This window comes from Rhodoferax ferrireducens (genome assembly GCF_003347515.1).
Lineage (GTDB): Bacteria > Pseudomonadota > Gammaproteobacteria > Burkholderiales > Burkholderiaceae_C > Rhodoferax.
In genome coordinates, this window is the sequence record NZ_QEII01000234.1 from 58,866 (window position 1) to 84,673 (window position 25,808).

Sequence of the window (25,808 nt, forward strand, 5' to 3'; positions counted from 1 at the left end):
ACGCTATTCTGGCGGCAGGGTCGCCATCAGCACTTCAAACTCGTCCGCCGGCAGTCCGGGTGAGCACAGGTAGCCTTGAAAAGACTCACAATCCAGGCCCGCAAGGTAGTTTCTTTGCGCAATGGTTTCCACCCCCTCGGCGACCACTTTCAATTTAAGACCTCGCGCCATGCCAATGGTGGCACTCACAATCGCTCGGTCGCTCTCGTCTTCGGGCAATCCCATGACAAACGAGCGATCAATCTTGAGCTTGGAGATAGGAAATTTTTTCAAGTAAGCCAGACTGGAGTAACCGGTGCCAAAGTCGTCAATGGACATGACCACGCCGAGTGCTGCCAGTGCATGCAAGCGACCCAAGGCTTCGTTGGCGTCCTTGACCAGAATGGACTCAGTCAATTCCAGCTCCAGAAGGCGGGGGGCCAGTCCCGCACCTTTGAGCACCGCAGCGACAATTTCCACAAAATCAGACTGCTGAAACTGCAGCGCTGACACGTTGATCGACACAATCACCGGTGTGCCGCGGTTTTGCCACACCACGGCTTGTCGTACAGCCTCCTCCAGCACCCAATTGCCAATGGTAATAATGAAGCCGGACTCTTCTGCCAATGGAATAAACAGCGCCGGCGACACATTGCCAAGTTCAGCGTCAGACCAGCGAATCAAGGCTTCTGCACCCAACAAGCGGCCGTTGGCAAGGGAAATCTGCGGCTGGTAATGCAGTCGAAACAAACCCCGCTCCATGGCCTGGCGCATGGCGTGGTCCATCTTCATGCGGGACAGTAAATCGACATTCATCTGCGGCTGATAGAACCGAAAGCTTGCGCGCCCCCGCTCCTTGACCAAGTACATCGCCGTATCAGCACATTTGATCAACTCATCCAGTGACCTGCCATCTTCGGGATACAAGGCGATACCAATACTGCAGCCCACAGAAAAACTCAGTTCATCGATCTGAAACGGTCGCCCCATGATGTCAAGGATGCGACGCGCCAACACTTCAGCACCATGGGCGCCAATCTCCTGAAAGAAAATGACAAACTCGTCGCCACCGAGTCGGCACAGGGTATCGACGTCACGCAAACACCGCTTGATGCGCTCGGCTACCTCGATCAAAACGCGGTCGCCGAAAGTGTGGCCCATCGAATCGTTGATATTCTTGAAACGATCAAGGTCAATAAAGAATACCCCAAACTCCGCACCATTTCGCTCGGCCATGCGCAGGGCAAAATCAACCCGTTGCGAAAGCAACAAGCGGTTGGGCAAACCGGTTAGCACATCGCTGTATGCCAGCTGTTCAATGCGCTTTTGGGCCGCCAGTTCTTCCGTCATGTCTTTGAAGAAACCTATGGTGTGCGACACAGCTCCCTGTTCATCACGCAACAGGGCCCATGAAACCTGCACGGCGCAATCTGCTCTATTTTTTCTTTTGAGCGAAACCTGCCCCTTCCAGAAACCTTCTTCAGCCAACTTCTGCAGGGTACGGGAAATCAACTCGGGGTCATGCGGGTCATGGAACAGTTCGTTGGGCGAAACGCCTATAAATTGAGCCTGGGGTCTTTTCGTCAGCTGTTCGCATACCGGATTGACGGCAAGGATGACAAAGTCGGGGCCTGTGATAAAGATGGCGTCCAGGCTCGATTCAAAAACCTTGGCAGCCAAGCGCAGCCTGGACTCGGCATCAATGCTTTGTGTGATGTCCCGAAAGGAAAATACCCGCCCTGTCGGTTGACCTCTGCTGTATTGTGGTCGTGTCACCCGCTCCAGAACGCGTCCCGAAACAAGTACCAGAACATCGGAGGTTTCCAGTAAGGGGTTGTTGGCGATCTCCAGAAGCCGCTTCTCATAAGGCACGCAATCCAATACACGGCTCGTAAGGTGTCCATGCAAAGCCTTGTCGTTTCTGTTCAGTAGCAGGTGTTCGGGTACGTCCCACAATGCGGCAAAGTGCCGGTTGTAGTTCCGGACGCCGCCATTCAGATCGCTGACCAGAATGCCATCAGCGGTTGACTCAAGTGTGGCACGCAGTTCAGCCACCAGTCGCTCAAGCTCATCTTCGGCGCTGCGTTGTATGCGCAAATCACGTATGCCCACCACATACACTGCGCGATCAGGCTGGGGCCAAACCCGGCTGACACGACGCTCCACCGGCACGGCAATACCATCTGCACCGCGCAACAAGGTTTCCGAGTGAATGCCATCGATAAGACCTGCAGCAATATCTTCCCAGAAAAACTGGTCTTCCGGCGTGGCGGTTAATTCAATGGCGGGTTTGCCGATCAGATCTGCCGGCGCAAGACCAAGCAAATCACCCGCAGCGCGATTGACCGCGAGAATTCGCAGGTTGACCGGATCCACCAGCCAGACAGCCTCCAGCAAGCTTTCAATCAAAGGCCCCCAGTCGGAGGGCGTCAAATCCCCACCTCTGCAAGCGGAGGCTCAATCTCTTGTTCGAAAAAATAACAAACCCGCTGACGGGGCGACAGGTATTCCATGGCGGCCTTAGGCAAACTTGCGGGTTTGAGGCTGCGCCGAATACCGATGTTGGGCGCATGCTCAAGATCCAGAATCAGGGCCTCATGCCTTGAAACATGCGGATCATGCACAAGGACTCGGGGTTTCAGCGGGCGTGAAGAATTCACTGACACCACGAGAGCGAATCGTTCATCGGCAAGTTGCACGATGGAGCCCGGGGGATACACGCCCATCATGCGAATAAAGGCGCTGAGGGCCACGCCGTCATAGCGGGTTTTCAGTTGAGCAAAGATGAGCGATAGGGCCTCATGGGGCGTGATGGCGGCAGCGGGACGACTCGGATTGCATAGGTTTTCGTAGCGATTCACCAGTGCCAGAATCTTTGCGGGCAGGGACATACCATCCCCCTTGAGTCGGATCGGAAAACCGCTACCGTCAACCAGTTCATGATGCTGGGCGATGGCCTGCAAAGCGCCCGACGTCAGGTCCATGCGCTTGGCCAAAGTGATACTCTGCCCAACATGATCCTGATATAACTTGTACTCGGACGAAGAAAAATTCTCTTCCAACCAGCGAACCCTGTCGGGTAACTGAGATTTGCCTATGTCATGCAAAAACGCCGCCATGCCCAGATCGACAAGGTCCGCCTGAGACAAACGGAGAGCCTTTCCGAGCAGCAATGAAATAATCGTCACGTTAACCGGATGCATGGAGGCTTTGTCCCCCATGCCTTCAGAGAGCAAGCGAATGGCAGAGTCACCCTCTCCCAGCATCTCGCCGACAACCGTATTTACCAGGCCAAGACACTGCTCCATTGCCTCGCGTGGTTTTGAGCTGACCAGGGCCACAATCAGCTTGTGCTCACGAATGGTCTCCGCAAAACGGCGCTCGCACATGGCCATATTTCTTTGCTGCGCAGCGAGCAGGTCACGGCTCTGTTTTCCTGCATGAAGTTCTTCTGAATTTGTTTCCTCTATAGCCCGCTTCCCGTCGGCTTCCCCGCTTATGCTGGCCGATTCGGATTCAATAGTCTCTGCACCCGACGATCTATCCGCCAATTCGCTTTTTCCGGGGACGTAGCGAATGCGCTTGAGCCCGAGCTCCTGAATAACCACAATCTGCTTGTCCGAAGAAATTTTGAAACTGCCTTTGGGAAACGGGTGCGACATCCACCCCAGCTCAAGCTCAATAAACATGCCAATTTGCAATTGATGGACTTCAATGAATTCGGTCTGAGCTTCGTTCATGTGCAATTCAATACGGAACCCGGGCCTTTCATGGCCGCAAGTGATAAGAGCCTACATATTTTTTATTGCAGACGTTATCATATTAATGTGAGCGAACCGAGGTGGGCCGTCGATATGGCTGGAAATTCGAGATACGCGGAGTTTGTAGCCGTTGCAGGGCAAGACATGGATTCACGAATGAAAAAAGCCTCTGAATATCTCTACTCAGAGGCTTTTTTCGTTCGTAATGGTCGGTGTGAAAGGATTCGAACCTTCGACCCCTTGCACCCCATGCAAGTGCGCTACCAGGCTGCGCCACACACCGAACTAAGCTTGAATTATAACCGGTAGAAAAACGATATTTCAGAGCGCCAGTGACAGGAGCTCACGAATTTCAAACAGTTCACGTCGCACGAACAACAAGTGATCAGAAACACTATCGGATGACCAGATGGGTTGGCTATCTTCAAAGTCATTCAACTCCGAATCACTGATCTCGATGACTTCGACGCCACTCAACTGCACTTCGCCATTGCTCCTATTGTCACGCTCGGTCTGCAGGATCTCCTGCATCTTATTGCGCGCGCCGCTGATGGTGAACCCTTGGTCATAGAGTAGGTCGCGGATGCGACGGATCATCAGTACCTCATGGTGCTGGTAGTAGCGGCGATTACCACGCCGCTTCATGGGACGCAACTGTGTAAACTCCTGCTCCCAATACCGTAGCACGTGAGGTTTAACGCCACATAAATCACCAACTTCACCGATGGTGAAATAGCGTTTGGCAGGTATGGGAGGAAGGGTTTTCTCCATTGAAATCAATGCTGTAGGAGATAAAGATCAGAGGTTACTCCAAGCCACTACGGTATGTAAAGTCGCAATTAACCCTGAACAGCAAATAAACAGTAGCCGGGACTAAATGTTTGAAGATGGACGGCCTTCGTCCTGGATTTGTTCCTTGAGTTTGTGGCTGGCATGAAAGGTCACCACGCGGCGGGCCTGTATGGGAATGGCCTCGCCGGTTCGGGGATTGCGCCCTGGGCGGGGCGCCTTGGTCCGGATCTGAAAGTTACCAAAGCCTGAAATCTTGACATCGTCTCCCTCAACCAGACTGTCAGAGATCAAGTCAAAAAATGCGTCAATCATGTCTTTTGATTCGCGCTTATTCAGGCCTATCTGCTCAAACAGCAATTCAGCCAGCTGTGCTTTAGTCAGCGCAGGGGTTTCCAGGCTTTCAACCGAGATGTCCATTCAGTCCTTAATTTCGTTTAGCAGTGGGTGACGGTTCAGCCGCGCTGACGGGCACCCAGAGTGCCTGCCAGCGTACTCACCACCGCTTGTACTGCAGAGTCGATTTGATCTTCGGTCAAAGTGCTGTCTTCGCTATTGAGAGTCAGGCGCACTGCCATGCTCTTCTCAAAGCTTGGGACGGCCGTGCCATCTGGATCTTTGGCAGGCTTGGGACGATAGACGTCGAACAGGGTGGCATCGCGCAGCAGGCCGGCCGTAGGCGCAGACCAAACAGCCCCTATCAAGGCCGCGTGAGTGACTTTTTCGTGCACCAGCACCGCGATATCGCGCTCCACGGCCTGATGCTTGGCCACCACCTTGAACACCGGCACCTCGCGCTGCAGCACTGCGTCAAGTTCCAGCTCAAACATGACCGGCGCTTGCGCCAAATCATAGGCCTGACGCCATTGGGGATGCAACTCGCCAACGAATCCAATGGCCATACCTCCTAATGTGACGCGAGCACAACGTCCTGGGTGCATAGCGGGATGCTCGGCGGGTGCAAAGGTCGGCTTAAGCGGGGCCAGCAATGCCTCAATATCGCCTTTGACATCAAAGAAATCAGCACCCTGTTCTTTGCGGCCCCACTGCAGCGCGTCGGCACTACCGCACACCATGCCCGCGACACGCATGGGCTGATGAAAGCCTTCGACCGTGGAGTCGGTATTTTTGATGGACGCATCACGTAAAAATACACGACCCAGTTCAAAAACGCGCACGCGCTGGGCTTTCCTGTCGAGGTTAAACTTCAAAACTTGTAGCAGCGAGCCCAATAGAGACGAGCGCATCACGCTCATTTGGCTGGCGATTGGATTGAGCAGTTTGATGGGACTGGGATTTCCGGCCAGCTCATGCTCCCAACGCTCTTCAACAAAACTGAAGTTGATGGTTTCCTGGTACCCCAGCGCAGCAATGGCGCGGCGCACGGCAAACGGACTGCGCTGCGCCTCGGTGCGAATTTTGGCAGTGATTGGCGCCAAAGGCGGTGTCTGCGGCAGATTGTTGTAGCCCACCATGCGGGCCACTTCTTCAATCAAATCCTCTTCAATTTGCAGATCAAAACGGTAGGACGGTGGCGCCACGGAGATGATGCCATCACCTTGCGTGACCGGCAACCCCAGTCGCGTCAGCGCGTCAACACATTGCGCTTGGGTTAACGGCATGCCAATGACTTTGCTGGCGCGTGCCACGCGCAGGTTGACCGCAACGGGCGCGGGCAGATTCACCTGCAGGTCGTCGATGGGTCCACATGCCGTGTTGGCAGTACCGCAAATGTCAATGATCAGTTGCGTGATGCGTTCAATGTGCTCCACAGTCTGGCTCGGGTCCACTCCGCGCTCAAACCGGTGGCCGGCATCAGTAGAGAAGTTGAAGCGGCGTGACCGGCCAGCGATAGCTTTAGGCCACCAGAAAGCGGCTTCCACATACACATGCTGCGTGTCGTCAGACACGGCAGTAGCGTCACCACCCATAATGCCGGCGAGCGACTCGACCTGCTCCAAGTCGGCAATCACGCCAACTTTATCGTCGACTGTGACCGTGTTGCCATTCAATAATTTGAGTTGTTCACCCGGCTTGCCCCAGCGCACGTCCAAGCCCCCATGGATCTTGTCAAGATCAAAAATATGCGATGGACGACCCAACTCAAACATCACGTAGTTGGAAATATCCACCAACGCCGTGACGCTCCGCTGACCGCAGCGCGCCAATCGGTCCACTATCCACCGCGGCGTACTGGCCCGGGGGTTAACGTGGCGCACAATGCGGCCAGAGAAACGTCCGCACAGATCGGGCGCGCTTATCCTCACCGGTAACTTGTCTGCGCTCCCGACTTTTACGGCTGGAAAGCTGGAGGACTTCAACGGTGCGCCCGTCAAGGCGGCCACTTCTCGCGCAACGCCATAGACACTCAGACAATGAGCCAGATTGGGCGTGAGTTTGAGGGTGAATAAGGTGTCATCTAAATTCAAATGCTCACGTATGTCCTGCCCCAGCGGCGCATCCGCGGCAAGCTCCAACAGGCCACCTTGTTCGTCTGAAAGCTTCAGTTCTCGCGCTGAACACAGCATGCCCTGGCTCTCAACGCCACGCAGCTTGCCCAGGCTGATTTTGAAGGGTTTTCCATCGTCGCCAGGAGGCAACTCCGCGCCGACCAAGGCACACGGCACCTTGATGCCGACGCGCGCATTGGGTGCACCACACACGATATCAAGTAAGGTCGACTGCCCCACATCCACCTTGCACACGCGCAGGCGATCCGCATTGGGATGCTGCACTGCTTCTTTGATTTCACCCACGACGATTTTGGTGAACGGTGGGGCAACGGTCTTGAGTTCTTCAACCTCAAGACCCGCCATGGTGAGCGTCTCGGCAAGTTGTTCGGTGGAAAGGGGTGGATTGCAAAACTCGCGCAACCAGGATTCGGGGAATTGCATGATGAATCTTCGATTTCTTTTTTATTGGAATTGCGACAGAAAGCGGATATCACCGTCAAAAAACAAGCGCAAATCATTTACACCATAGCGCAACATGGTGAGCCGGTCAGGCCCCATGCCAAAGGCAAAGCCAATGTACTTCTCGGGATCCAACCCCATGTTGCGAATCACATTGGGATGCACCTGGCCCGAGCCGGCCACTTCCAGCCAGCGGCCAGCGAGTGGACCGGTCTGGAACTGGATATCAATCTCGGCACTCGGCTCGGTGAACGGGAAAAAACTGGGGCGAAATCGCAGCACCAAGTCGTCCGATTCGAAGAAGGTGCGGCAAAAATCTGTGAAGACAAACTTGAGGTCTTTGAAGCTGACGTTCTCACCTATCCACAAGCCTTCGCACTGGTGGAACATGGGGGAATGCGTGGCATCGCTGTCAACGCGGTAGGTACGGCCAGGCGCAATGACGCGAATTTCAGGCATGGAACCTGAAAACAGTCCTACTGAGGGCTGCCCGGCTTCCGCAGCAGCACGGTGCTGTTTAACATGCTGCACCGCATGACGAATTTGCATCGGGCTGGTGTGGGTGCGCAGCAGGTTGGGTGCACTGACAGAGCCGCCTTCGACGTAGAAAGTGTCGTGCATCGAACGCGCGGGGTGATCTTCAGGCGTATTCAGTGCGGTGAAGTTGAACCAATCTGTTTCGATCTCGGGACCTTGCGCCACCTCAAAACCCATAGAGCCAAAGATGGCTTCGATACGTTCCAAGGTGATCGACACCGGATGCAAACCGCCCTGCCCTCGCTGCCGGCCAGGTAGGGTGACATCAAGGGCTTCGGCTTGGAGCTGAATCTGTAATTCAGCATCAGCGAGCGCTTGACGGCGACTATTCAAGGCAGCTTCGATGGCCTGTTTTGCGAGGTTGATGGCAGCGCCGCGTGACTTCTTCTCATCCACCGGGAGGGCAGCCATGCCCTTCATTAACTCAGTGATGCGGCCAGACTTGCCGAGAAACAACGCTTTGGCGTTTTCCAGGTCTGCGGGAGTGAGAGCCTTCTCAAAGGCTTCTTTTGCGCTGTCAACGACGAAGTTCAACTCGTTCATAATTTCTCTTGTAGTTCCGACATAACTTGAGTACAAGTTAGTCTTCTCTGAAACTGCGTTTTTCAATGAAAAAGGGCTAGCGCTTTTTCAAGCTCTAGCCCTTGTTTCTAATGCACAGAACGTTATCCGAAAGATAGCGAACCGCCGTAAACTCAAGCAGCCAGTTTGGCCTTGACTTGCTCCACGATACCGGCAAATGCGGCCATGTCATGCACAGCGATATCAGACAGAACCTTACGGTCGATCTCGATATTCGCTTTCTTCAGCCCGTTGGCAAATTGGCTGTAAGTCATGCCGCACTGACGCGCAGCCGCATTAATACGGGCAATCCACAACTGACGGAAGACGCGCTTCTTGGTACGGCGGTCACGGTAGGCATATTGCCCAGCCTTCATTACCGCTTCTTTGGCGACGCGGTAGACATTACCGCGGCGACCGCGAAAACCTTTTGCAAGGGCTAAGACTTTTTTATGGCGGGCGCGAGCCGTTACACCACGTTTGACGCGAGGCATGTGATTACTCCTTGTTCGTCGTTAATTAAATACCACGGCCGGGCAACATCTGTGACATGTGACCCATATTGGTCTCGTGTACAGCCGTCGAACCGCGCAATTGGCGTTTATTTTTAGTGGTCTTCTTGGTCAGAATGTGACGCTTGAAGGCTTGACCGCGTTTAACGGTGCCACCTGGACGGACGCGGAAGCGTTTTTTCGCCGCGCTCTTGGTCTTCATTTTGGGCATATTCATGCTCCTTCTTCATTGTGCTCGTGAGGCGTCTGCAAACTATTTACAGCCTTGTTGGCCCCGAGCCACTTTTAAGTGGCGCTTTTTATAGCGTCACTTGCGTGGTGAGTGTTACCTCGCCACCATTCGAAGCGCATGGGTCACACGAACCCAAGCGCCACAAAATTTTTAAGACGTCACCGCTGGCGTGGAATCCACCACCGGCTTCACTGCAATTTTCTTCTTGCCAGGCGCGATCATCATGATCATCTGGCGCCCTTCCAGCTTGGGAAACTGCTCGATCAAGATCAAATCACCCAATTCAGTCCGAATCCTGTTCAGCAAGGCCATACCGATCTCTTGGTGGGTAATCTCGCGTCCCCGAAAGCGCAATGTAATCTTGCACTTATCGCCTTCAGACAAAAAGCGCTTGATATTGCGCATCTTGATGTTGTAATCACCATCATCAGTACCCGGACGGAACTTGATTTCCTTGATTTCGATAACCGTCTGCTTGGCCTTCGCTTCCGCCGCCTTCTTTTGCTCTTGGTACTTGAACTTGCCATAATCCATCAAGCGACAAACCGGCGGAACCGCCGTGGCAGAGATTTCAACCAGATCAACATCCAGCTCACCCGCCATACGCAGCGCCTCCATCAGGCTGACCACGCCAAGCGGCTCATTCTCAACTCCAGAGAGTCGAACTTCCGGAGCCATAATTTCCCGGTTCAGGCGATGTTTGCGTTCTTCGCGGTGACGGCGATCACGAAATTCAGTAGCGATGGTTTAATCCTTCACAAATTCTGCTACGAAAACCGTAGCTAAAACCGATTTATGCACGCGGACAAGCTGCAATCTGGCTTGATACCAGCTTAGACAACAGACTTGTTAGTGATGTCGCTTGCGATTTTTTGCACGAATGCATCGAGAGACATCACACCGAGGTCTTGACCACCCCGGACGCGCACTGCAACGGTACCTGCTGCTTTTTCCTTGTCGCCCACGACAAGGATATATGGCAACTTTTGCATTGAATGCTCGCGTATTTTATACGTTATTTTCTCGTTGCGCAAATCCGTCACGACCCTAAGTTCTTGATTTGGCAGTGATTTCTTCAATATGTCGACAATTTCGCGACAATAATTGGCTTGGGCGTCCGTGATATTGAGCACCGCAACCTGTACCGGAGCCAGCCAGACAGGCAAGGCGCCGGCACTTTCTTCAATCAAAATTCCGATAAAGCGCTCCAGACTGCCGACGATCGCGCGATGAAGCATCACCGGCCGGTGACGGGCGCCATCTTCTCCCACATACTCGGCGTCCAACCGCTCCGGCATCGAAAAATCCACCTGAATGGTTCCGCATTGCCAATGGCGTCCAATCGCATCCTTGAGTGTGTATTCGATCTTCGGCCCATAAAATGCACCCTCTCCGGGTGAAATTTCGAACTCGCAGTCGGATGCCCGCAGACTTTCAATCAAAGCGGCTTCGGCCTTATCCCATACCTCGTCAGAGCCAATGCGCTGCTCCGGACGGGTGGCGATCTTGTAAATGATGTTCTTGAAACCAAAGTCCGTATAGACCTTTTGGAGCAGGCTCGTGTAATCTACACACTCCTGAAGTATCTGGTCTTCGGTGCAAAATATGTGACCGTCATCCTGCGTGAAGCCCCGTACACGCATGATGCCGTGCAGCCCGCCCGAAGGCTCGTTACGGTGGCATTGGCCGAACTCGCCGTAACGTAGCGGCAGATCGCGGTAGCTCTTGATGCCCTGCTTAAAGATCAGGATATGGCCTGGGCAATTCATCGGTTTCAGGGCGTATTCACGCTTTTCCGACTCAGTCGTGAACATGTTTTCACGGTACTTGTCCCAGTGGCCCGTCTTCTCCCACAGCGTCTTGTCCAGCACCTGCGGACCCTTGACTTCCTGGTAACCGTTGTCGCGGTACACCTGACGCATGTATTGTTCAACTCCTTGCCACAGCGTCCAGCCCTTGGGGTGCCAAAACACCAAGCCTGGAGCATGGTCGTCAATGTGAAACAAATCAAGCTCACGCCCAAGCTTGCGGTGATCGCGCTTCTCGGCTTCTTCAAGCATCGTCAAGTGCTGCTGCAATTCATCCTTCGTGGCCCAGGCCGTGCCGTAGATTCTCTGCAGCATTTCGTTGCGATGGTCGCCGCGCCAATACGCACCAGCGAGCTTCATCAGTTTGAAAAATTTCAGCCTGCCCGTGCTCGGCACATGTGGCCCACGGCACAGGTCTTCAAATTTGCCTTCGCGGTACAGGGATACGTCTTCATTGGCAGGAATGCTGGCAATGATCTCTGCCTTGTAATGCTCCCCTAACTCCTTGAAGTACGCCACAGCTTCATCACGTGGCAACACACGACGGGTAATAGGCTCGTCTTTGCCCGCCAACTCGACCATCTGCTTTTCGATGGCAATCAGATCTTCCGGGGTGAATGGTCGCTTGTATGAAAAATCGTAGAAAAATCCATTCTCAATCACTGGACCTATGGTGACTTGGGCTTCCGGGAACAACTCCTTGACAGCGTAAGCCAACAGGTGAGCTGCAGAATGACGAATCACATCCAGCCCATCGGCATCTTTGGCCGTGATGATGGACAAGCGACTATTCGTCTCAATCAGATAACTGGTATCCACCACCTTGCCGTGAACATTGCCCGCCAGCGCCGCTTTGGCCAGACCCGCACCAATGGAAGCCGCGACTTCAGCCACCGTCACCGGACCGGGATAGTCACGTTGGGAGCCGTCAGGAAGTGTGATTTGAATCATGATGAAAAACCAAAAGAATGTGGAGCAAAACAAAAAGCGCGGAACCGGCCGCGCTTTACTATTAATTTTGTAGCTATCAGCGCACAAGGCGCGCGGGCTAACGGCCTGTAAGCTATATAAACTTCGCCGATGTAGTTCGCGGTGTCATAACCAGACTGCCTTTCTCGCTCTTGTTGCAGGGATGAGGCGCCGAGTTTAACAAAAAAGGGCCTGTGCCATCCAAAAATGGATGGCACAGGCCCTTGATCGAATCAGCAATGCTGCTTAGTGGAACTGTTCTTCTTCAGTGGAACCGGTCAACGCGGTCACGCTGGACTTGCCGCCTTGAATCACGGTAGTGACTTCGTCGAAGTAACCCGTGCCGACTTCCTGCTGGTGCGACACAAAAGTGTAGCCACGATCGCGAGCTGCAAATTCGGGTTCTTGCACCTTCTCAATGTAAGCCGTCATGCCGCGCTTGACGTAGTCTTGCGCCAAGTCAAACATGTTGTACCACATAGAGTGGATGCCAGCCAAGGTGATGAACTGGTATTTGTAACCCATGGCGCCGAGCTCTTTCTGGAACTTGGCGATAGTGGCATCGTCCAGGTTTTTCTTCCAGTTAAACGATGGCGAGCAGTTGTACGCCAGCATCTTGCCAGGGTGTTTGGCATGCACGGCATCAGCAAACTTCTTGGCAAATTCGAGGTCAGGCGTGCCGGTTTCGCACCACACCAGATCAGCGTAATCCGCGTAGGCAATGGCGCGGGAGATCGCTTGGTCCATGCCCTTGTTGGTCTTGTAGAAGCCTTCTGCGGTGCGCTCACCGGTCAGGAATGGCTTGTCGTTTTCGTCATAGTCGCTGGTCAGCAAGTCAGCCGCTTCGGCATCGGTACGAGCGATCACCAGCGTAGGCACGCCGCAGACGTCGGCCGCCATACGGGCTGCAATCAGCTTCTGGCAGGCTTCAGCCGTTGGCACCAACACTTTGCCGCCCATGTGGCCGCATTTCTTGACCGAAGCCAACTGGTCTTCCCAATGCACGCCAGCTGCGCCAGCCTTGATCATGGCCTTCATCAGCTCAAACGCATTCAAGACGCCACCGAAACCGGCTTCAGCGTCAGCCACGATCGGTGCGAAGTTGTCGATGTAGCCCTTGTCGCCGGCATCAATACCTCTGGAATGCTGAATTTCGTCGGCACGACGGAAGGTGTTGTTGATGCGTTCAACAACCGTAGGCACTGAGTCCACTGGGTACAGTGACTGGTCGGGGTACATGGACGCATACGAGTTGTTGTCAGCAGCCACCTGCCAGCCGGACAGGTAAATGGCCTTCACGCCAGCCTTGACTTGCTGCATGGCTTGGCCGCCCGTCAGTGCGCCCAAACAATTGACATAGGGCTCAGTGTTCACCAGATTCCAGAGCTTCTCAGCGCCACGGCGAGCCAGGGTGTGCTCGATAGGAAATGAGCCACGCAGACGCACAACGTCAGCGGCGCTGTACCCGCGCTTGATGCCTTTCCAGCGGGGGTTGGTGGCCCAATCTTTTTCAAGAGCGGCGATTTGCTGTTCTCGGCTCAGTTGTTCGGTGATGGTTTGTGGCATGGAATCACTCCTAGGGTTAAGTAAAACAAATCGGTACTGGATCCTGCGTAAGCTCCGTACCTGTCGGTCAATTCTAAGTCTTATAGAAGACTTAAAGGCAATCTTATGTCTTATAGAAGAGTTAATTTAAATTCAATTAAATCAATGGCTTATGATATTAAAATCACAATACGAAAAAACATTTTTCATAACGAGAAAAATTCTCGTGCATTGATGTAGCCACTTTTCGCAATACAAAATTTAATTTTCATATTGCAAAAATATTCTGAAGGGGACGTTCACAATACTTTCTACGGCCTCAGACAGTCGATTTCAAACCGGACTGTCGATTCTTATCCAGGTTGTCTTGGTTTCGGTGTACTTATCAAACGCATGCAGCGACTTGTCGCGCCCCACACCACTTTGGCGGAAGCCGCCAAAGGGCACAGTAATGTCATCTTCGTCATATTGGTTCACATGCACTGTTCCGGCACGCAATGCACGGGCAACACCGTGCGCCTTGTTGAGGTCACGCGTCCACACCGCGGCCTGAAGCCCGTACACGCTCTGGTTGGCCTGACGCACCACCTCTGACGCATCGGTAAAGGACAGCACAGAGAGCACCGGGCCGAAGATTTCCTCGCGCGCGATGGTCATGTCAGCTTTCACACCGTCAAAGATGGTGGGCTGTACATAGCAGCCACCGGTCTCGCGCAAGGCTTGCTCACCACCCGCGATCAGTTGGGCGCCCTCTCTCTTGCCCGACTCAATATAGCGCAACACACTGTCGAGTTGCGTCTGATCCACGATGGCACCCATCACGGTCGATTTATTCAGCGGGTTGCCCGGCTGGTACTGCGGCACCAACGCCAACGCTTTCTCCAGGAAAGCGTCCTTGATGGACGCCTCAACGAACAGGCGCGAAGGTGCGTTGCAGCTTTCGCCCTGGTTGAAAAAGATACTGCTCACGGCTGCTTCGACCGCTCGATCCAGGTTCGGGCAGTCTGCAAAAACAATGTTGGGCGATTTACCGCCAAGCTCAGTCCAGGCGCGCTTTAAGTTGCTCTGTCCGGCCATGACGTGGACCTGTTTGCCCACGCGGGTTGAACCTGTGAAGGCAATGCAATCCACGTCCATGTGCAGCGCCAGCGGAGATCCCGCTTCAGGGCCGTAGCCGGGAACCACATTGAACACTCCGGGTGGAATGCCAGCTGCCAAAGCCAACTCGGCAAGTCGCAGCGCGGTCAGCGGTGATTTTTCACTGGGTTTCAAAACCACCGAGTTCCCTGCCGCCAGCGCAGGCGCGATCTTCCAGGCGGCCATGATCATCGGGTAGTTCCAGGGGACGATCACGCCGACCACGCCCACCGGCTCGCGCGTGATGAGCGCCAACGCGGTGGACGCCGTGGGCGCAATTTCGTCATAGACCTTGTCGACCGCCTCCCCATACCAGCGAATGCAGTTGGCCGCACTGTTCACATCCACCGAGCGAGCGTATTTGACCGGTTTGCCCATGTCCAGCGTTTCGGTCAGAGCTAGTTCGTCGGCATGCGCCAACAACTGGTCGGCGAACTTGATCATCACCCGCTTGCGTTGGGCAGGGCTCAGGCCACGCCAGCGGCGGTCTTCAAAGGCGGCGCGGGCAGCCGCCACTGCGGCGTCGACGTCCACCTCCCCACACCGGGCCACGGCCGTGAGCAGGCGGCCATCGACCGGAGAAATGCAGTTGAAGGTCTGAGCATCCCGTGCGGCAACGCGCTCGCCATTGATGAAAGCGCGGCCGTCGAATTTCAGTTCGGTCATATGTTCCTCCTCAATTCAGCTCATCCACAATTGGGAGCCGCTATTCGGCAGCTAGCCGCCAAGCCGAGGCGCCTGGCGTACATCCAGGGCCGCCAGTTCCGCCCGTGTTGCTGCAGCGACCTCCCGCTCACGCCTGCTGGTCTGCCGCGCTACCCAAATGCTGTAGCTTACGATTGCCACCGTCACGGCGGCGATCAACAGAGTCGCAGCCGCATAAATGGTAGGGTTGATGCCGCGGCGTGCATAGCCGAAGATGACCTGTGGCAAGGTGTTGACACCCGGACCGGAGAGAAATTCGGCAATCACCACGTCGTCGAAGGACAAGGTGAATGACAACAAAAACGCGGCAAGAATGGCCTGGAAAATGTTCGGCACCGTGACGAGGAAGAACACCTGGTGCGGTCTTGCGCCCAGGTTCATGGCAGCCTCCTCGATAGAGCGATCCATCTCCAGCAGGCGCGACTGAATGACCACCATGCCGTAAGCCATGCCGAGCAAGGTGTGGCCCAAGACGATGGTGAGCATGCCGCGTTCCGGCCAGCCGAAGAAATTTTGCGTGCCGACCATCAGCAACAAAAGCGACAGGCCAATGACCACCTCAGGCATGACCAGTGGTGCATTGACCATGCCAGAAAAGATAGTGCGTCCCGGAAAGCGGCGGTAGCGCACCAGGACAAATGCGGCAAAGGTGGCCAGCACGGCCGACAACAGGCCAGTGACCGTTGCCACTTTCACCGACAGCCAGAAGCCCTCGACAAGCTTGGTGTCACGGGTAAGCGCTTCGTACCAGCGCAACGAGAATCCGGTGAACTCAGCATCCTGTCGCGTGCTGTTGAACGAGAACACGATCATGAAGAACAAGGGCAAGTACAAAAACAGATAAACCAATGCCAGCCAGAACTTGCCAAAATTCTTTTCGAAGTAGTTTTTCATGGCTGCCCCATCAGTTCCGGGGTTCGGCAGAATCGCCGGTGTAGTGGTAATAAATGGCCAAAGGAATGACGATCAGCCCGATCATGACCACCGCCAGCGCCGTGGCGCGCGGCCAGTTGTTGCTGGTGAACATTTCGTCCCAAACGACCCGACCGATCATGATGTTTTCTGGGCCGCCAAGCAGCGATGGAATCACAAATTCACCGACTGACGGAATAAAGACCAGCATGAAGCCGGCGATGATGCCGGCCTTGGACAGCGGCACCGTCACCAGCCAGAAAGCCTTAAACGGAGAAGCGCCCAGGTCGTAGGCCGCTTCCAGCAAGCGGAAATCCATCTTCACCAGGTTGGCATACAGCGGCAGGATCATAAATGGCAGGTAGACGTAGGTCATGCCCACGAGCATGGAGATATCGGTGTAAAGCATGAGGATTGGCTCATCGGTCAGCCCCAGCAACATTAGCGTTCGGTTGAGCACACCCTGGTCCGCCAAAATGCCTTTCCATGCATAAACACGCAGCAGAAACGAGGTCCAGAATGGCAGCATCACCATCATCAACAAGGCAGGACGCACGCTGGCTGGCGACCGTGCAATGAAGTAAGAAAACGGATAGCCAACAACGAGACATAACACCGCAGTGCAAAGCGCATACCAGATCGAACGCACATAGGCTTCGGTGTAGATGGTCTTGAACAGGGCGCCGCCGTCTGCAGTGCGAAAAATTGACAGGTAGTTTTCGTATTTAAGCTTGAGCAGGCCAGTTTCAGTATTCCAAATGGGTTTGAAAGGTGCAATGTCGTTGCCCATGTCCACGAAGCTGATGTAGAGCAGGATCAGGAAGGGCAAAAAGAAGAAAAGAACCAACCACGTGTAGGGCACGCCAATAACGAAACGTCTGCCGGGCTTGGGAATTGAAAGTCTGGCCATCGAGTTTCTTTCAGTCGCGCAGTACGACGCCGGCGACATCACTCCACCAGAAAAAGACGTTGTCTTCCCATGTGATATGGCTGAGATCCTGGCGTGTGGTATTGACCTCGGTGATCTTCACACGCGAGCCATCGCTGGCAGTCACGATGTAGGTGTTATAGGAACCGAAATAAGCAATTTCATTGACTCTGCCTGTGAACACATTCCTGTCAACAGCCGGCCGCTCCTTGCTGATTTGTATTTTTTCAGGCCGCACCGCAATCGCCAGCGGCATGTTGAGCGTGCCGCTCACCCCGTGCCCCACCTGGATCTCACCTATGCCTGTAATGGCGGCGCAGTGATCAATCTCATCCACGCTGAGTCGCCCCTCAAACAGATTGACGTTGCCGATGAAGTCGGCAACGAAACGATTGGCCGGATGCTCGTAGACCTCCTCCGGTGTGCCGACCTGCAAGACGCGGCCTTTGCTCATGACCGCGATGCGACCGGCCATGGTCATGGCCTCCTCCTGGTCGTGCGTCACCATGACACAGGTCACGCCCACTTTCTCGATGATATTCACCAATTCAAACTGGGTTTGTTCACGCAATTTTTTGTCCAGCGCGCCAAGCGGTTCGTCGAGCAACAGGAGCTTCGGTCGTTTTGCCAGACTGCGCGCCAGTGCCACCCGCTGCTGTTGCCCTCCAGACAGTTGATGTGGTTTGCGCTTGGCGTAAGGCCCCAACTGAACGAGATCGAGCATCTCACCCACCCGTTGGGTGATCTCGGCTTTGGGCAAACCTTCGCGTTTGAGCCCAAATGCTATGTTCTCCCAAATATCAAGATGCGGGAATAAGGCATAGGACTGAAACATCATGTTGATGGGACGATCGTAGGGCGGCAGGTTCGCCACGTCCTGCCCACCAAGCAAAATGCGCCCCGCAGTCGGCTTTTCAAATCCCGCCAACATGCGCAGCAAGGTCGACTTGCCACAACCGGAACTGCCCAGCAAGGCGAAGATTTCGCCCTTGTCGATGGACAAGGAAACTTCGTCCACGGCGACGGCCTCGTCGAAGCGTTTGACCAACTTCTCTGTGACGAGATAGCCCTCTTTTTCAACCTTGTCTGCCATGTAGCCAACCTCTGTTTTCATCAATCAAAAACCAAAAAGGGCTGTTTGTACCGCATGTACAAACAGCCCTTGATTCAGTCAGAACCGGTGATTACTTGCCTTTTTTGAAGCTGTTATAGGCGTTGGCCATGGCTTCGCGGGCTTCATTGGTGAAACTGCTCGGGGGAATCATCTTCGCGAAGTAATCCGGTTCAACAAAGATGGTTTTATTGCCGGCAATCTCAGGTTTGATCTGCGCAATAGCCGCCTTGTTGGCCGTGGGGTAGTTCATCTCGTTGGACATGAGTGCGGCATTTTCGGGGCGCAGGTAGAAGTCGATGAAGGCGTGGGCATTGTTGGGGTGCTTGGCGTCCTTCGTGAGGGCGATGGTGTCAAAAAAGATCAGCGCACCAGTGCTGGGCAGCAGCGACTCGATGACGTCCTTGGAACCATTGTCCTTGGCCCGACCCGCGGCGATGTTGATATCACCCGACCAGCCAACGGCCACACAGGCCTTGCCACCAGCGATGTCATCGATCATGGTCGCACTGAACAGGCGCACATCCTTGCGCACTTTGGCCAGCATGGCCGTCGCGGCCTTGTAGTCCGCTGGATCATTGGAGTATGCATCCTTGCCAATGTAATGCAGCGCCGCCGGGATGATCTCGGTGGGTGAATCCAGATAGGCGATACCACAGGACTTCAGCTTGGCTGTGTACTTGGGATCAAACACCAAATCCCAGGCGTTTTCAGGCATGGGCATGCTGCCCAGGGCTTTGGCCACCTTGGTTTTGTTGATGCCCACGGTGGTGAAACCCCATGCCCAAGGCACCAGGTATTTATTGTCGGGATCAGCCTTGACCAGGGTGCCCATGATGGCGGGATCCAGATTGGCCAGGTTGGGAATCTTCGACTTGTCCAGTGGCTGCAGCAAGCCGCCTTCGATTTGGCCTTTTGCAAATACGCTGCCGGGCACCACGATGTCGTAACCTGTATTGCCCGCCACCAGTTTCGCGTGCAGCGCCTCATTGGTCTCAAAGGTGTCGTAGTTGACCTTGATACCCGATTCTTTCTCGAATGCAGCAATCATTCCCTCGGGAACGTAATCAGGCCAGTTGTAGATGTTGAGCACTTTTTCTTCGGTGTTGACTGGAGCTGCGGCGGGCGCACTGACCACCGGTGCTGGCGCAGCCGCAGGCATCGGCGGCTCTTCTTTTTTGCCACAGGCAGCCAGAACCACCGCAGACAGCGCAAACGACCACAAGTACTTTTTTATCATGTCAGGCACTCCGTTTAAAAGATTTGAGAATTAAAAACTATAGCGCATGTCATGCAAAAAACAGACCAGAAAGACAAGGGAATGCTCAAAGAAGTCCTTTTTCCTTCAAGTCTTTGTGCGTCAAGTCCAGCGCGAGCCGGATCAAGCGCATCATTTCGTCAATATCTGAGGTCGTCATCACCAAGGGTGGTGCAATGATCATCCGATCATCCACGGCACGCATGATCAGGCCATTGCGGAAACAATGGCCCCGGCATACCATACCCACAAGCGTTGCATCGGAGCCGAAGCGCTCCCGGGTCTGCTTGTTCTTGACCAGCACCAGCCCGGCCATGAAGCCACAGGTCTCGGCCAAGCCGACCAGCGGATGTTCATTGAGCTCGGCATAGCGCCGGGCGAAATACGCACCCAGCTCGCCCTTGACCCGCTGCGGCAACTGCTCCCGCTCCATGAGGTCCAGGTTGGCCAGGGCCACGGCGCAAGCCACCGGGTGGCCACTGTAGGTGTAGCCGTGATTGAACTCGCCACCTTTTTCGATCAAAACCTCAGCCACACGGTTGCCGACCATGACACCGCCCAAGGGGATGTAGCCGCTGGTCACGCCTTTGGCAAAGGTCACCAGATCGGGTTTGTAGCCAAACTTCTCATACGCAAACCAATGCCCAACCCGGCCAAAGGCACAAATGACCTCGTCACTGATCAACAAAATACCGTACTTGTCCACGATCCGCTGGATTTCAGGCCAGTAGGTGGCAGGCGGAATGATGACACCGCCCGCCCCTTGCACCGGCTCGCCAATAAAGGCGGCCACGCGTTCAGGCCCCACCGCCAGGATTTTTTCTTCCAGCCATCTGGCCGCGCGAAATCCAAATTCGTCCGCGGTTTCACCCGGCAAACCTTTCTCAAAAAAGTAGGGTTGCTCGATGTGCGTGATGTTGGGTATAGGCAAATCGCCCTGCGCATGCATGCCCGTCATGCCGCCCAGCGACGCGCCGGCCATGGTGCTGCCATGGTAGGCGTTCATGCGGCCGATGATGACTTTGCGCCGGGGTTGACCCAGCAGATCCCAATACCGGCGCACCATGCGCACATTGGAGTCGTTGCTTTCACTGCCGCTGGACGAATAGAACACATGCTCGAAGCTGCGCTCGCCCACTTTTGGTGCGAGTGCAGCCAAACGTGCCGCCAGCTTCACCGCAGGCACATTGGTCGTTTGGAAAAAGCTGTTGTAAAACGGCAGCGTCATCATTTGCTGATAAGCCGCATCCGCCAGCTCTTTGCGTCCGTACCCTACGTTGACACACCACAGGCCACTCATGGCATCGAGCATCTTGTCGCCTTCGGAATCCCACACATAGATGCCCTCACCCCGGGTAATGACACGCGCACCGCGGGCAGCCAAGTCCTTGAAGTCGGTGAAGGGGTGCAGGAAATGCGCGCTGTCCAATGCCTGGATGTCGCGGGTGCTCAGGGTTTGCTTGTCGTTGATCGCATTCATATCGCGGGTCCTCGTCTGGGTATCAATGGATCGGTGGTTTAGACATGCAGAAGCAGGTGCTCGCGTTCCCAAGGCGAAATCACCTTCATGAACTCGTCGAACTCCAGCTCCTTGATTTCGGAGTAAACCGTGATGAACTCCTTGCCCAAGACCTCGTGCAAATCCGACTCGCGGCGCAGCCAGTCCAGGGCCTCCCCCAAGCTGCGCGGAAGCGCATACGGCGCCAGATAAGCATCCCCTTTCATTTCAGCTTTGGGTTTGATCTTGTTTTTCAGCCCCAGATAACCGCAGGCCAGGGTCATGGCCATGGCCACATAAGGGTTCGCGTCGGCACCAATCACCCGGTTTTCAACACGGCGCGCCTCGGGCGATGAAATCGGTGAGCGAATGCCCACGGTGCGGTTGTCGTAGCCCCACTCAATGTTGATGGGTGCGGCCGTGTTGCGCGACAGGCGGCGATAACTGTTGACGTAAGGCGCCACCAGCACCATCGCTGCCGGAATGTAGCGCTGCAAGCCGCCGATGTAATGCATGAAGGCTTCCGAGGGCGAGCCATTTTCATTGCTGAAGATATTCTTACCTGTTGTTGTGTTCAAGATACTCTGATGCACGTGCATCGCGCTGCCCGGTTCGCCCGCGATTGGCTTGGCCATAAAGGTGGCGTACATGTCGTGCCGCAATGCCGCCTCACGCACCGTGCGCTTGAAAAAGAACACCTCATCCGCCAGCCCCAGCGGTTCAGCATGGAAGAAATTGATCTCCATCTGGCCCGCGCCTACCTCGTGAATCAAGGTATCGACATTCAGCTCCATCTTGTCGCAGTAGTCGTAAATCTCCTCAAACAGCGGATCGAATTCATTCACGGCATCAATGCTGTAGGCCTGGCGGGAGGTCTCGGCACGCCCGCTTCGGCCAATAGGTGGCTTTAACAAGGTATTGGGGTCAGTGTTGCGGGCGGTCAAGTAAAACTCCAACTCGGGTGCGACGATGGGTTGCCAGCCTTCCGCCGCAAACAAGTCACACACCCGGCGCAACACGGTTCGGGGTGCAAAGGGAACCAGATTGCCCTGGTGGTCAAAACAGTCATGAATCACCTGGGCCGTCGGGTCGGTCGCCCAGGGAACGATGCGCACCGTCGAGGGGTCCGGGCGCAGCTGCATGTCCTTGTCGGTGGGATCAATCACGTCGTAATAGGGGCCGCTTTCAGGAAACTCGCCCGTGACACCCATGGCCACAATGGCCTGCGGCAAACGCATGCCGCGGTCTTCCGTGAACTTGCCCCGAGGCAAAATTTTGCCGCGGGCCACACCGGTCAAGTCGGGCACCAGGCACTCCACCTCGGTGACCCGGCGCTCATTGAGCCATTGCTCCAGGTCGTTGAAGTTCATTGATTTTTTTTCGTTCATGAATTACTCCCGATTGCGGTTGACTGCGCCTGCGCCCATGGACGCAAGCCATGTGCCAGGCGTGCGATGCACTGTCCGTGCAGGTAGTTGACCTGAGCCGATTCGGCCCCGTGCCCATGGGGTGAACGCTGAGCCTTTGATGAGCCTGACATCATGGTGGGGCGCGTATTTATCGCCCAGCACCAGATAGGGCATTTTGTGATCGGCATCACCTAACGGACGGTGGTCCATGGGAGCCAAACCAGGCAGGGCCGCTTTGTCATAAACGTCTCCGTTTTACTTGTCTCATTGTGCCGCGAAATTGGTTCACAATGGGAGCCAGTTAAGCCAAGTGCATGGTGCCACTTGGAATACCAAAAAATCCAGACTGCTCTCAACACCTTGACCCTGCATGTCGGCCCATCATGCTTTCAGAACTCTTGCTGACTGACATAGCGCGGCTGAGCGCGCAAAGCAAGCTGCCTCTGCACCGGCAGCTGTATGAAGCGCTGCGCCGCGCCATTCTGGATGGCAAACTGTCAGCGGGCGATCGTCTGCCCTCCAGTCGTGAACTGACGCAGGACTTGAATTTGTCGCGCAACACAGTGGTGGCGGCACTCAGCCAGCTTGGCGTCGAGGGCTACCTGGTGAGCCGTGTTGGCAGCGGCACTTATGTGAATGACAGCGTCCCGAAGTCAGCCCCTTGCCGGCACCCGCCCCATGCGATCCAAACCGCAAAACTATCCCGGCGCGGCCAGTCACTGGCGACAACCTTCTGTGCGGACAAGCTCGAAGTGCAGCCGTTTACGCCCGGCATCGCCGACTTCAGCGTATTTCCGGTGGCGCTGTGGCAGCGCCTGCAGAATAAACACTGGCGGATGACCTACCCCGACATGCTCGACTACAGCTACTCGGGGGGCTACGCCCCGCTGCGCCGGGCGGTAGCCGATTACCTGCGGGTATTTCGCAGCGTGACGCTGGAGGTTGACCAAGTCATTATTACCAGCGGCACCCATCAGTCGCTGGAACTGTGCGCCCAGCTGCTGGCCGATCATGGCGACACCGTCTGGCTGGAAGACCCCGCCTATTGGGGCGCCGTCAAGGCTTTTATGGCGACGGGCCTCAACCTGCATCCGGTGGCGGTTGACCAGCAGGGAATTGCGCCCCGGATAGAGGATGAAGCCACGCCCCCGCGACTGATCTACCTGACGCCTTCTCACCAGTACCCCATGGGCGCGGCCATGTCGCTGGCGCGCCGTCACCAGATTTTGTCGATCGCCCGAAAGCACAAGGCCTGGATTCTGGAAGACGACTACGACAGCGAGTTCCGTTTCAGCGGCCCCCCGATTTCATCCCTGGCTGGTCTGGATGCGGACGAACGCGTGCTCTATATGGGGTCGTTTTCCAAGGTGCTCTACCCTGGCCTCAAGCTGGCTTATCTGGTGGTACCCAAGGGTCTCGTGGCATCGTTTAAACAGGCGCATTACGACCTCAACCGGCCCGGCCAGATGCCGCTGCAAGCCGCCCTGGCGGAATTCATCGAGATGGGGCACTTCGCCAGCGCCCTGCGCCGTACCCGCCAGAGCTACGCCGAACGCCGCCATTGCCTGCTGGAGGCACTCAAACCCTGTTTGGGCGCTCAGGCCTACATCAGTGGCGCGGAACAAGGCCTGCACCTGTGTTTGCGCCTGCCTGCCGCTGTGGACGACAAAGCGTTGGCCGATCGCATCAGCCAACAGGGCCTCACCGTGCGACCCCTGTCGGCCTACTGCCTGAAGCGCAAGGATGCCAAAGGACTGGTGATCGGTTACGGCTATGCACCGCTGGCTGAGATTGAACGCTGTGGCCCCCTGCTGGCCCGTGCTGTGACAGACTCGCTGACAAGAACTTAAAACGCGTCCCGCAAGCGGAAGAACAAGGTACCCAGCACGAGGCTGGGCGTGCGCAAAAAAGCGCCACCCGGAAACGCGCGATGCTGCAAGGCAGCAAACACATCAAAACGCCCGGCCTGCCCTGCTACGGCCTCCGCCACCAGACGGCCAGCCAGGCCCGTCAAAGCGACGCCATGGCCGCTGAACCCATGCAGGTAATACAGGTTGTCGCCCAAGCGCCCAAAGTCAGGCGCGCGGTTCATGCTGATATCGACAAAACCACCCCATACGTACTCAATGGGAACACCCTGCAACGCCGGAAAAACCTGCCGCATGCGTTGGCCCATCACGACCTCCAGATTGCCCGGCGTGCGGGTGGTGTAACTGACCCGGCCGCCAAAGAGCAGACGGTGGTCGGCACTGAACCGGAAGTAATCAAGCACGAAGTTGTTGTCGCACACAGCGGCGTTGCTGGGGATCAGACGCTGGCACAAGCCCGGTTCAAGCGGGGCCGTTGCCACCATATAGGTGCCCACCGGCATGATGCGCGACGCGATGTCCGGCGCCACGCGCGGCCCATATTCGCCCAGCGTGCAATTGCCCGCCAGCACACCGAACTGTGCCGTGACAAGGCCCGCCGCCGTGTGGGCGGTCAAGGTGGCGCCGCGCTGAATTTTCAGCACCGGCGACTGCTCGTAAATGCGGACCCCCAGCGAACGTGCCGCCTCGGCCAGCCCCAAGCCATACTTCAGCGGATGAAGATGACCGGAGGTCAGCTCAAATGCGGCCGCGCAGTAGCGCTGGCTCGCGATATGGCGTTGGGTATCTGCACCGCGGGCGAAAGCGCAGGCAAAACCATAGTCGCGCTCCATGGCTTGCACGTCGGCTTCCAGCGCACGAGCCTTGCGCGGCGAGTCGGCAACGTGCAGATAGCCCGACTTGCGATCGCAGTCAATCTGGAACCGGGCGATGCGTTCATCCATCAGCTGAATGCCCTCCAGCGACATGTCCCAGGCCAAACGCGCGTCGGCGCGACCGAGTTGCCGCTCAAACGGCTCTTGTCCGCTGGCATAACCCACGAGGGCCTGACCACCGTTGCGCCCCGAGGCACCGCTGCAAATCCGATCGGCCTCCAGCAGCACCACGCTGAAGCCGCGCTGTGCGAGTTCAATCGCCGCCGACAAGCCCGCGAACCCGGCCCCGACAACGAGCACATCGGCGTTGACTGCGCCTTGCAAGGGCGGTTCGGACGGCAGTCGCTGCACACTGGCCTCGTAATAGCTTCTTTGCTTGAGCTGGGTATCCGAGTTGAGCAGCATGGTCAACATTCCACAGACCCTTGATGGGCGATGTCTGACCTTAACGCCAGTTGCACGCCCCAACAGGTGCCAATTTATGCAGTGAGCGGCAAGCCAC

At 55.7% G+C, this 25,808-nt stretch carries 20 protein-coding genes and 1 tRNA gene; 1 reads left to right on the top strand and 20 read right to left on the bottom strand.

All coding sequences use genetic code 11. From position 1 onward, the window contains the following. Positions 1–3: 3 nt before the first annotated feature. The 19 genes from C5P05_RS05080 to C5P05_RS05170 form a co-directional block, all read right to left on the bottom strand. A complete protein-coding gene (locus C5P05_RS05080; protein ID WP_114968769.1) occupies positions 4–2,412 on the bottom strand; it encodes an EAL and GGDEF domain-containing protein in 2,409 nt (802 codons plus the stop codon). Beyond that, positions 2,409–3,719, bottom strand: coding sequence for an HD-GYP domain-containing protein (locus C5P05_RS05085; protein ID WP_114968770.1), 1,311 nt, complete (start codon positions 3,717–3,719; stop codon positions 2,409–2,411). The genes C5P05_RS05080 and C5P05_RS05085 overlap by 4 nt, the downstream gene beginning before the upstream one ends. A gap of 227 nt (positions 3,720–3,946) precedes the next feature. Further along, positions 3,947–4,023, bottom strand: a tRNA-Pro gene (locus tag C5P05_RS05090). Positions 4,024–4,061: 38 nt separating this feature from the next. Continuing rightward, positions 4,062–4,511, bottom strand: coding sequence for a MerR family transcriptional regulator (locus C5P05_RS05095; RefSeq protein ID WP_114968841.1), 450 nt, complete (start codon positions 4,509–4,511; stop codon positions 4,062–4,064). 102 nt (positions 4,512–4,613) lie between these two features. After that, positions 4,614–4,949, bottom strand: a complete 336-nt coding sequence (locus C5P05_RS05100) for an integration host factor subunit alpha (protein ID WP_114968771.1) — start codon at positions 4,947–4,949, stop codon at positions 4,614–4,616. 35 nt (positions 4,950–4,984) lie between these two features. After that, a complete protein-coding gene (gene pheT / locus C5P05_RS05105; RefSeq protein WP_114968772.1) occupies positions 4,985–7,423 on the bottom strand; it encodes a phenylalanine--tRNA ligase subunit beta in 2,439 nt (812 codons plus the stop codon). A 21-nt stretch (positions 7,424–7,444) separates the two neighbouring features. Further along, positions 7,445–8,521, bottom strand: coding sequence for a phenylalanine--tRNA ligase subunit alpha (gene pheS, locus C5P05_RS05110; RefSeq protein ID WP_114968773.1), 1,077 nt, complete (start codon positions 8,519–8,521; stop codon positions 7,445–7,447). Positions 8,522–8,673: 152 nt separating this feature from the next. Beyond that, positions 8,674–9,033, bottom strand: coding sequence for a 50S ribosomal protein L20 (rplT, locus tag C5P05_RS05115; RefSeq protein WP_114968774.1), 360 nt, complete (start codon positions 9,031–9,033; stop codon positions 8,674–8,676). A 25-nt stretch (positions 9,034–9,058) separates the two neighbouring features. Continuing rightward, the gene (rpmI, locus tag C5P05_RS05120) at positions 9,059–9,262 is read right to left on the bottom strand and encodes a 50S ribosomal protein L35 (RefSeq protein ID WP_114968842.1); all 204 of its coding nucleotides are present in this window, start codon (positions 9,260–9,262) and stop codon (positions 9,059–9,061) included. Positions 9,263–9,433: 171 nt separating this feature from the next. Continuing rightward, positions 9,434–10,027 carry a translation initiation factor IF-3 gene (gene infC, locus C5P05_RS05125; protein ID WP_114968775.1) on the bottom strand — a complete coding sequence of 198 codons (594 nt, stop codon included), beginning with the start codon at positions 10,025–10,027 and terminating at the stop codon, positions 9,434–9,436. 89 nt (positions 10,028–10,116) lie between these two features. Further along, positions 10,117–12,042, bottom strand: coding sequence for a threonine--tRNA ligase (gene thrS, locus C5P05_RS05130; RefSeq protein WP_114968843.1), 1,926 nt, complete (start codon positions 12,040–12,042; stop codon positions 10,117–10,119). 264 nt (positions 12,043–12,306) lie between these two features. Then, on the bottom strand, positions 12,307–13,626 hold the full coding sequence (gene aceA / locus C5P05_RS05135) for an isocitrate lyase (protein ID WP_114968776.1): 1,320 nt from the start codon (positions 13,624–13,626) through the stop codon (positions 12,307–12,309). 312 nt (positions 13,627–13,938) lie between these two features. Then, complete coding sequence (locus tag C5P05_RS05140) at positions 13,939–15,408, bottom strand: aldehyde dehydrogenase (protein ID WP_114968777.1); 1,470 nt, start codon at positions 15,406–15,408, stop codon at positions 13,939–13,941. A gap of 51 nt (positions 15,409–15,459) precedes the next feature. Further along, positions 15,460–16,341, bottom strand: coding sequence for an ABC transporter permease (locus tag C5P05_RS05145; RefSeq protein ID WP_114968778.1), 882 nt, complete (start codon positions 16,339–16,341; stop codon positions 15,460–15,462). Between the two features lie 10 nt (positions 16,342–16,351). Further along, the gene (locus tag C5P05_RS05150) at positions 16,352–17,269 is read right to left on the bottom strand and encodes an ABC transporter permease (RefSeq protein WP_114968779.1); all 918 of its coding nucleotides are present in this window, start codon (positions 17,267–17,269) and stop codon (positions 16,352–16,354) included. A gap of 10 nt (positions 17,270–17,279) precedes the next feature. After that, positions 17,280–18,401, bottom strand: coding sequence for an ABC transporter ATP-binding protein (locus C5P05_RS05155; RefSeq protein ID WP_420130723.1), 1,122 nt, complete (start codon positions 18,399–18,401; stop codon positions 17,280–17,282). 70 nt (positions 18,402–18,471) lie between these two features. After that, positions 18,472–19,638, bottom strand: a complete 1,167-nt coding sequence (locus C5P05_RS05160) for an extracellular solute-binding protein (RefSeq protein WP_114968781.1) — start codon at positions 19,636–19,638, stop codon at positions 18,472–18,474. Between the two features lie 85 nt (positions 19,639–19,723). After that, positions 19,724–21,136 carry an aspartate aminotransferase family protein gene (locus tag C5P05_RS05165; protein ID WP_198674630.1) on the bottom strand — a complete coding sequence of 471 codons (1,413 nt, stop codon included), beginning with the start codon at positions 21,134–21,136 and terminating at the stop codon, positions 19,724–19,726. Between the two features lie 38 nt (positions 21,137–21,174). Next, complete coding sequence (locus tag C5P05_RS05170; protein ID WP_114968782.1) at positions 21,175–22,542, bottom strand: glutamine synthetase family protein; 1,368 nt, start codon at positions 22,540–22,542, stop codon at positions 21,175–21,177. 404 nt (positions 22,543–22,946) lie between these two features. Between C5P05_RS05170 and C5P05_RS05175 the strand changes: the two genes are divergently transcribed. Further along, complete coding sequence (locus tag C5P05_RS05175) at positions 22,947–24,413, top strand: PLP-dependent aminotransferase family protein (protein ID WP_114968783.1); 1,467 nt, start codon at positions 22,947–22,949, stop codon at positions 24,411–24,413. Here the strand turns inward: C5P05_RS05175 and C5P05_RS05180 are convergent. Next, a complete protein-coding gene (locus C5P05_RS05180; RefSeq protein WP_114968845.1) occupies positions 24,410–25,711 on the bottom strand; it encodes an NAD(P)/FAD-dependent oxidoreductase in 1,302 nt (433 codons plus the stop codon). The two genes, C5P05_RS05175 and C5P05_RS05180, sit on opposite strands and share 4 nt — an antisense overlap. Positions 25,712–25,808 lie beyond the last annotated feature (97 nt).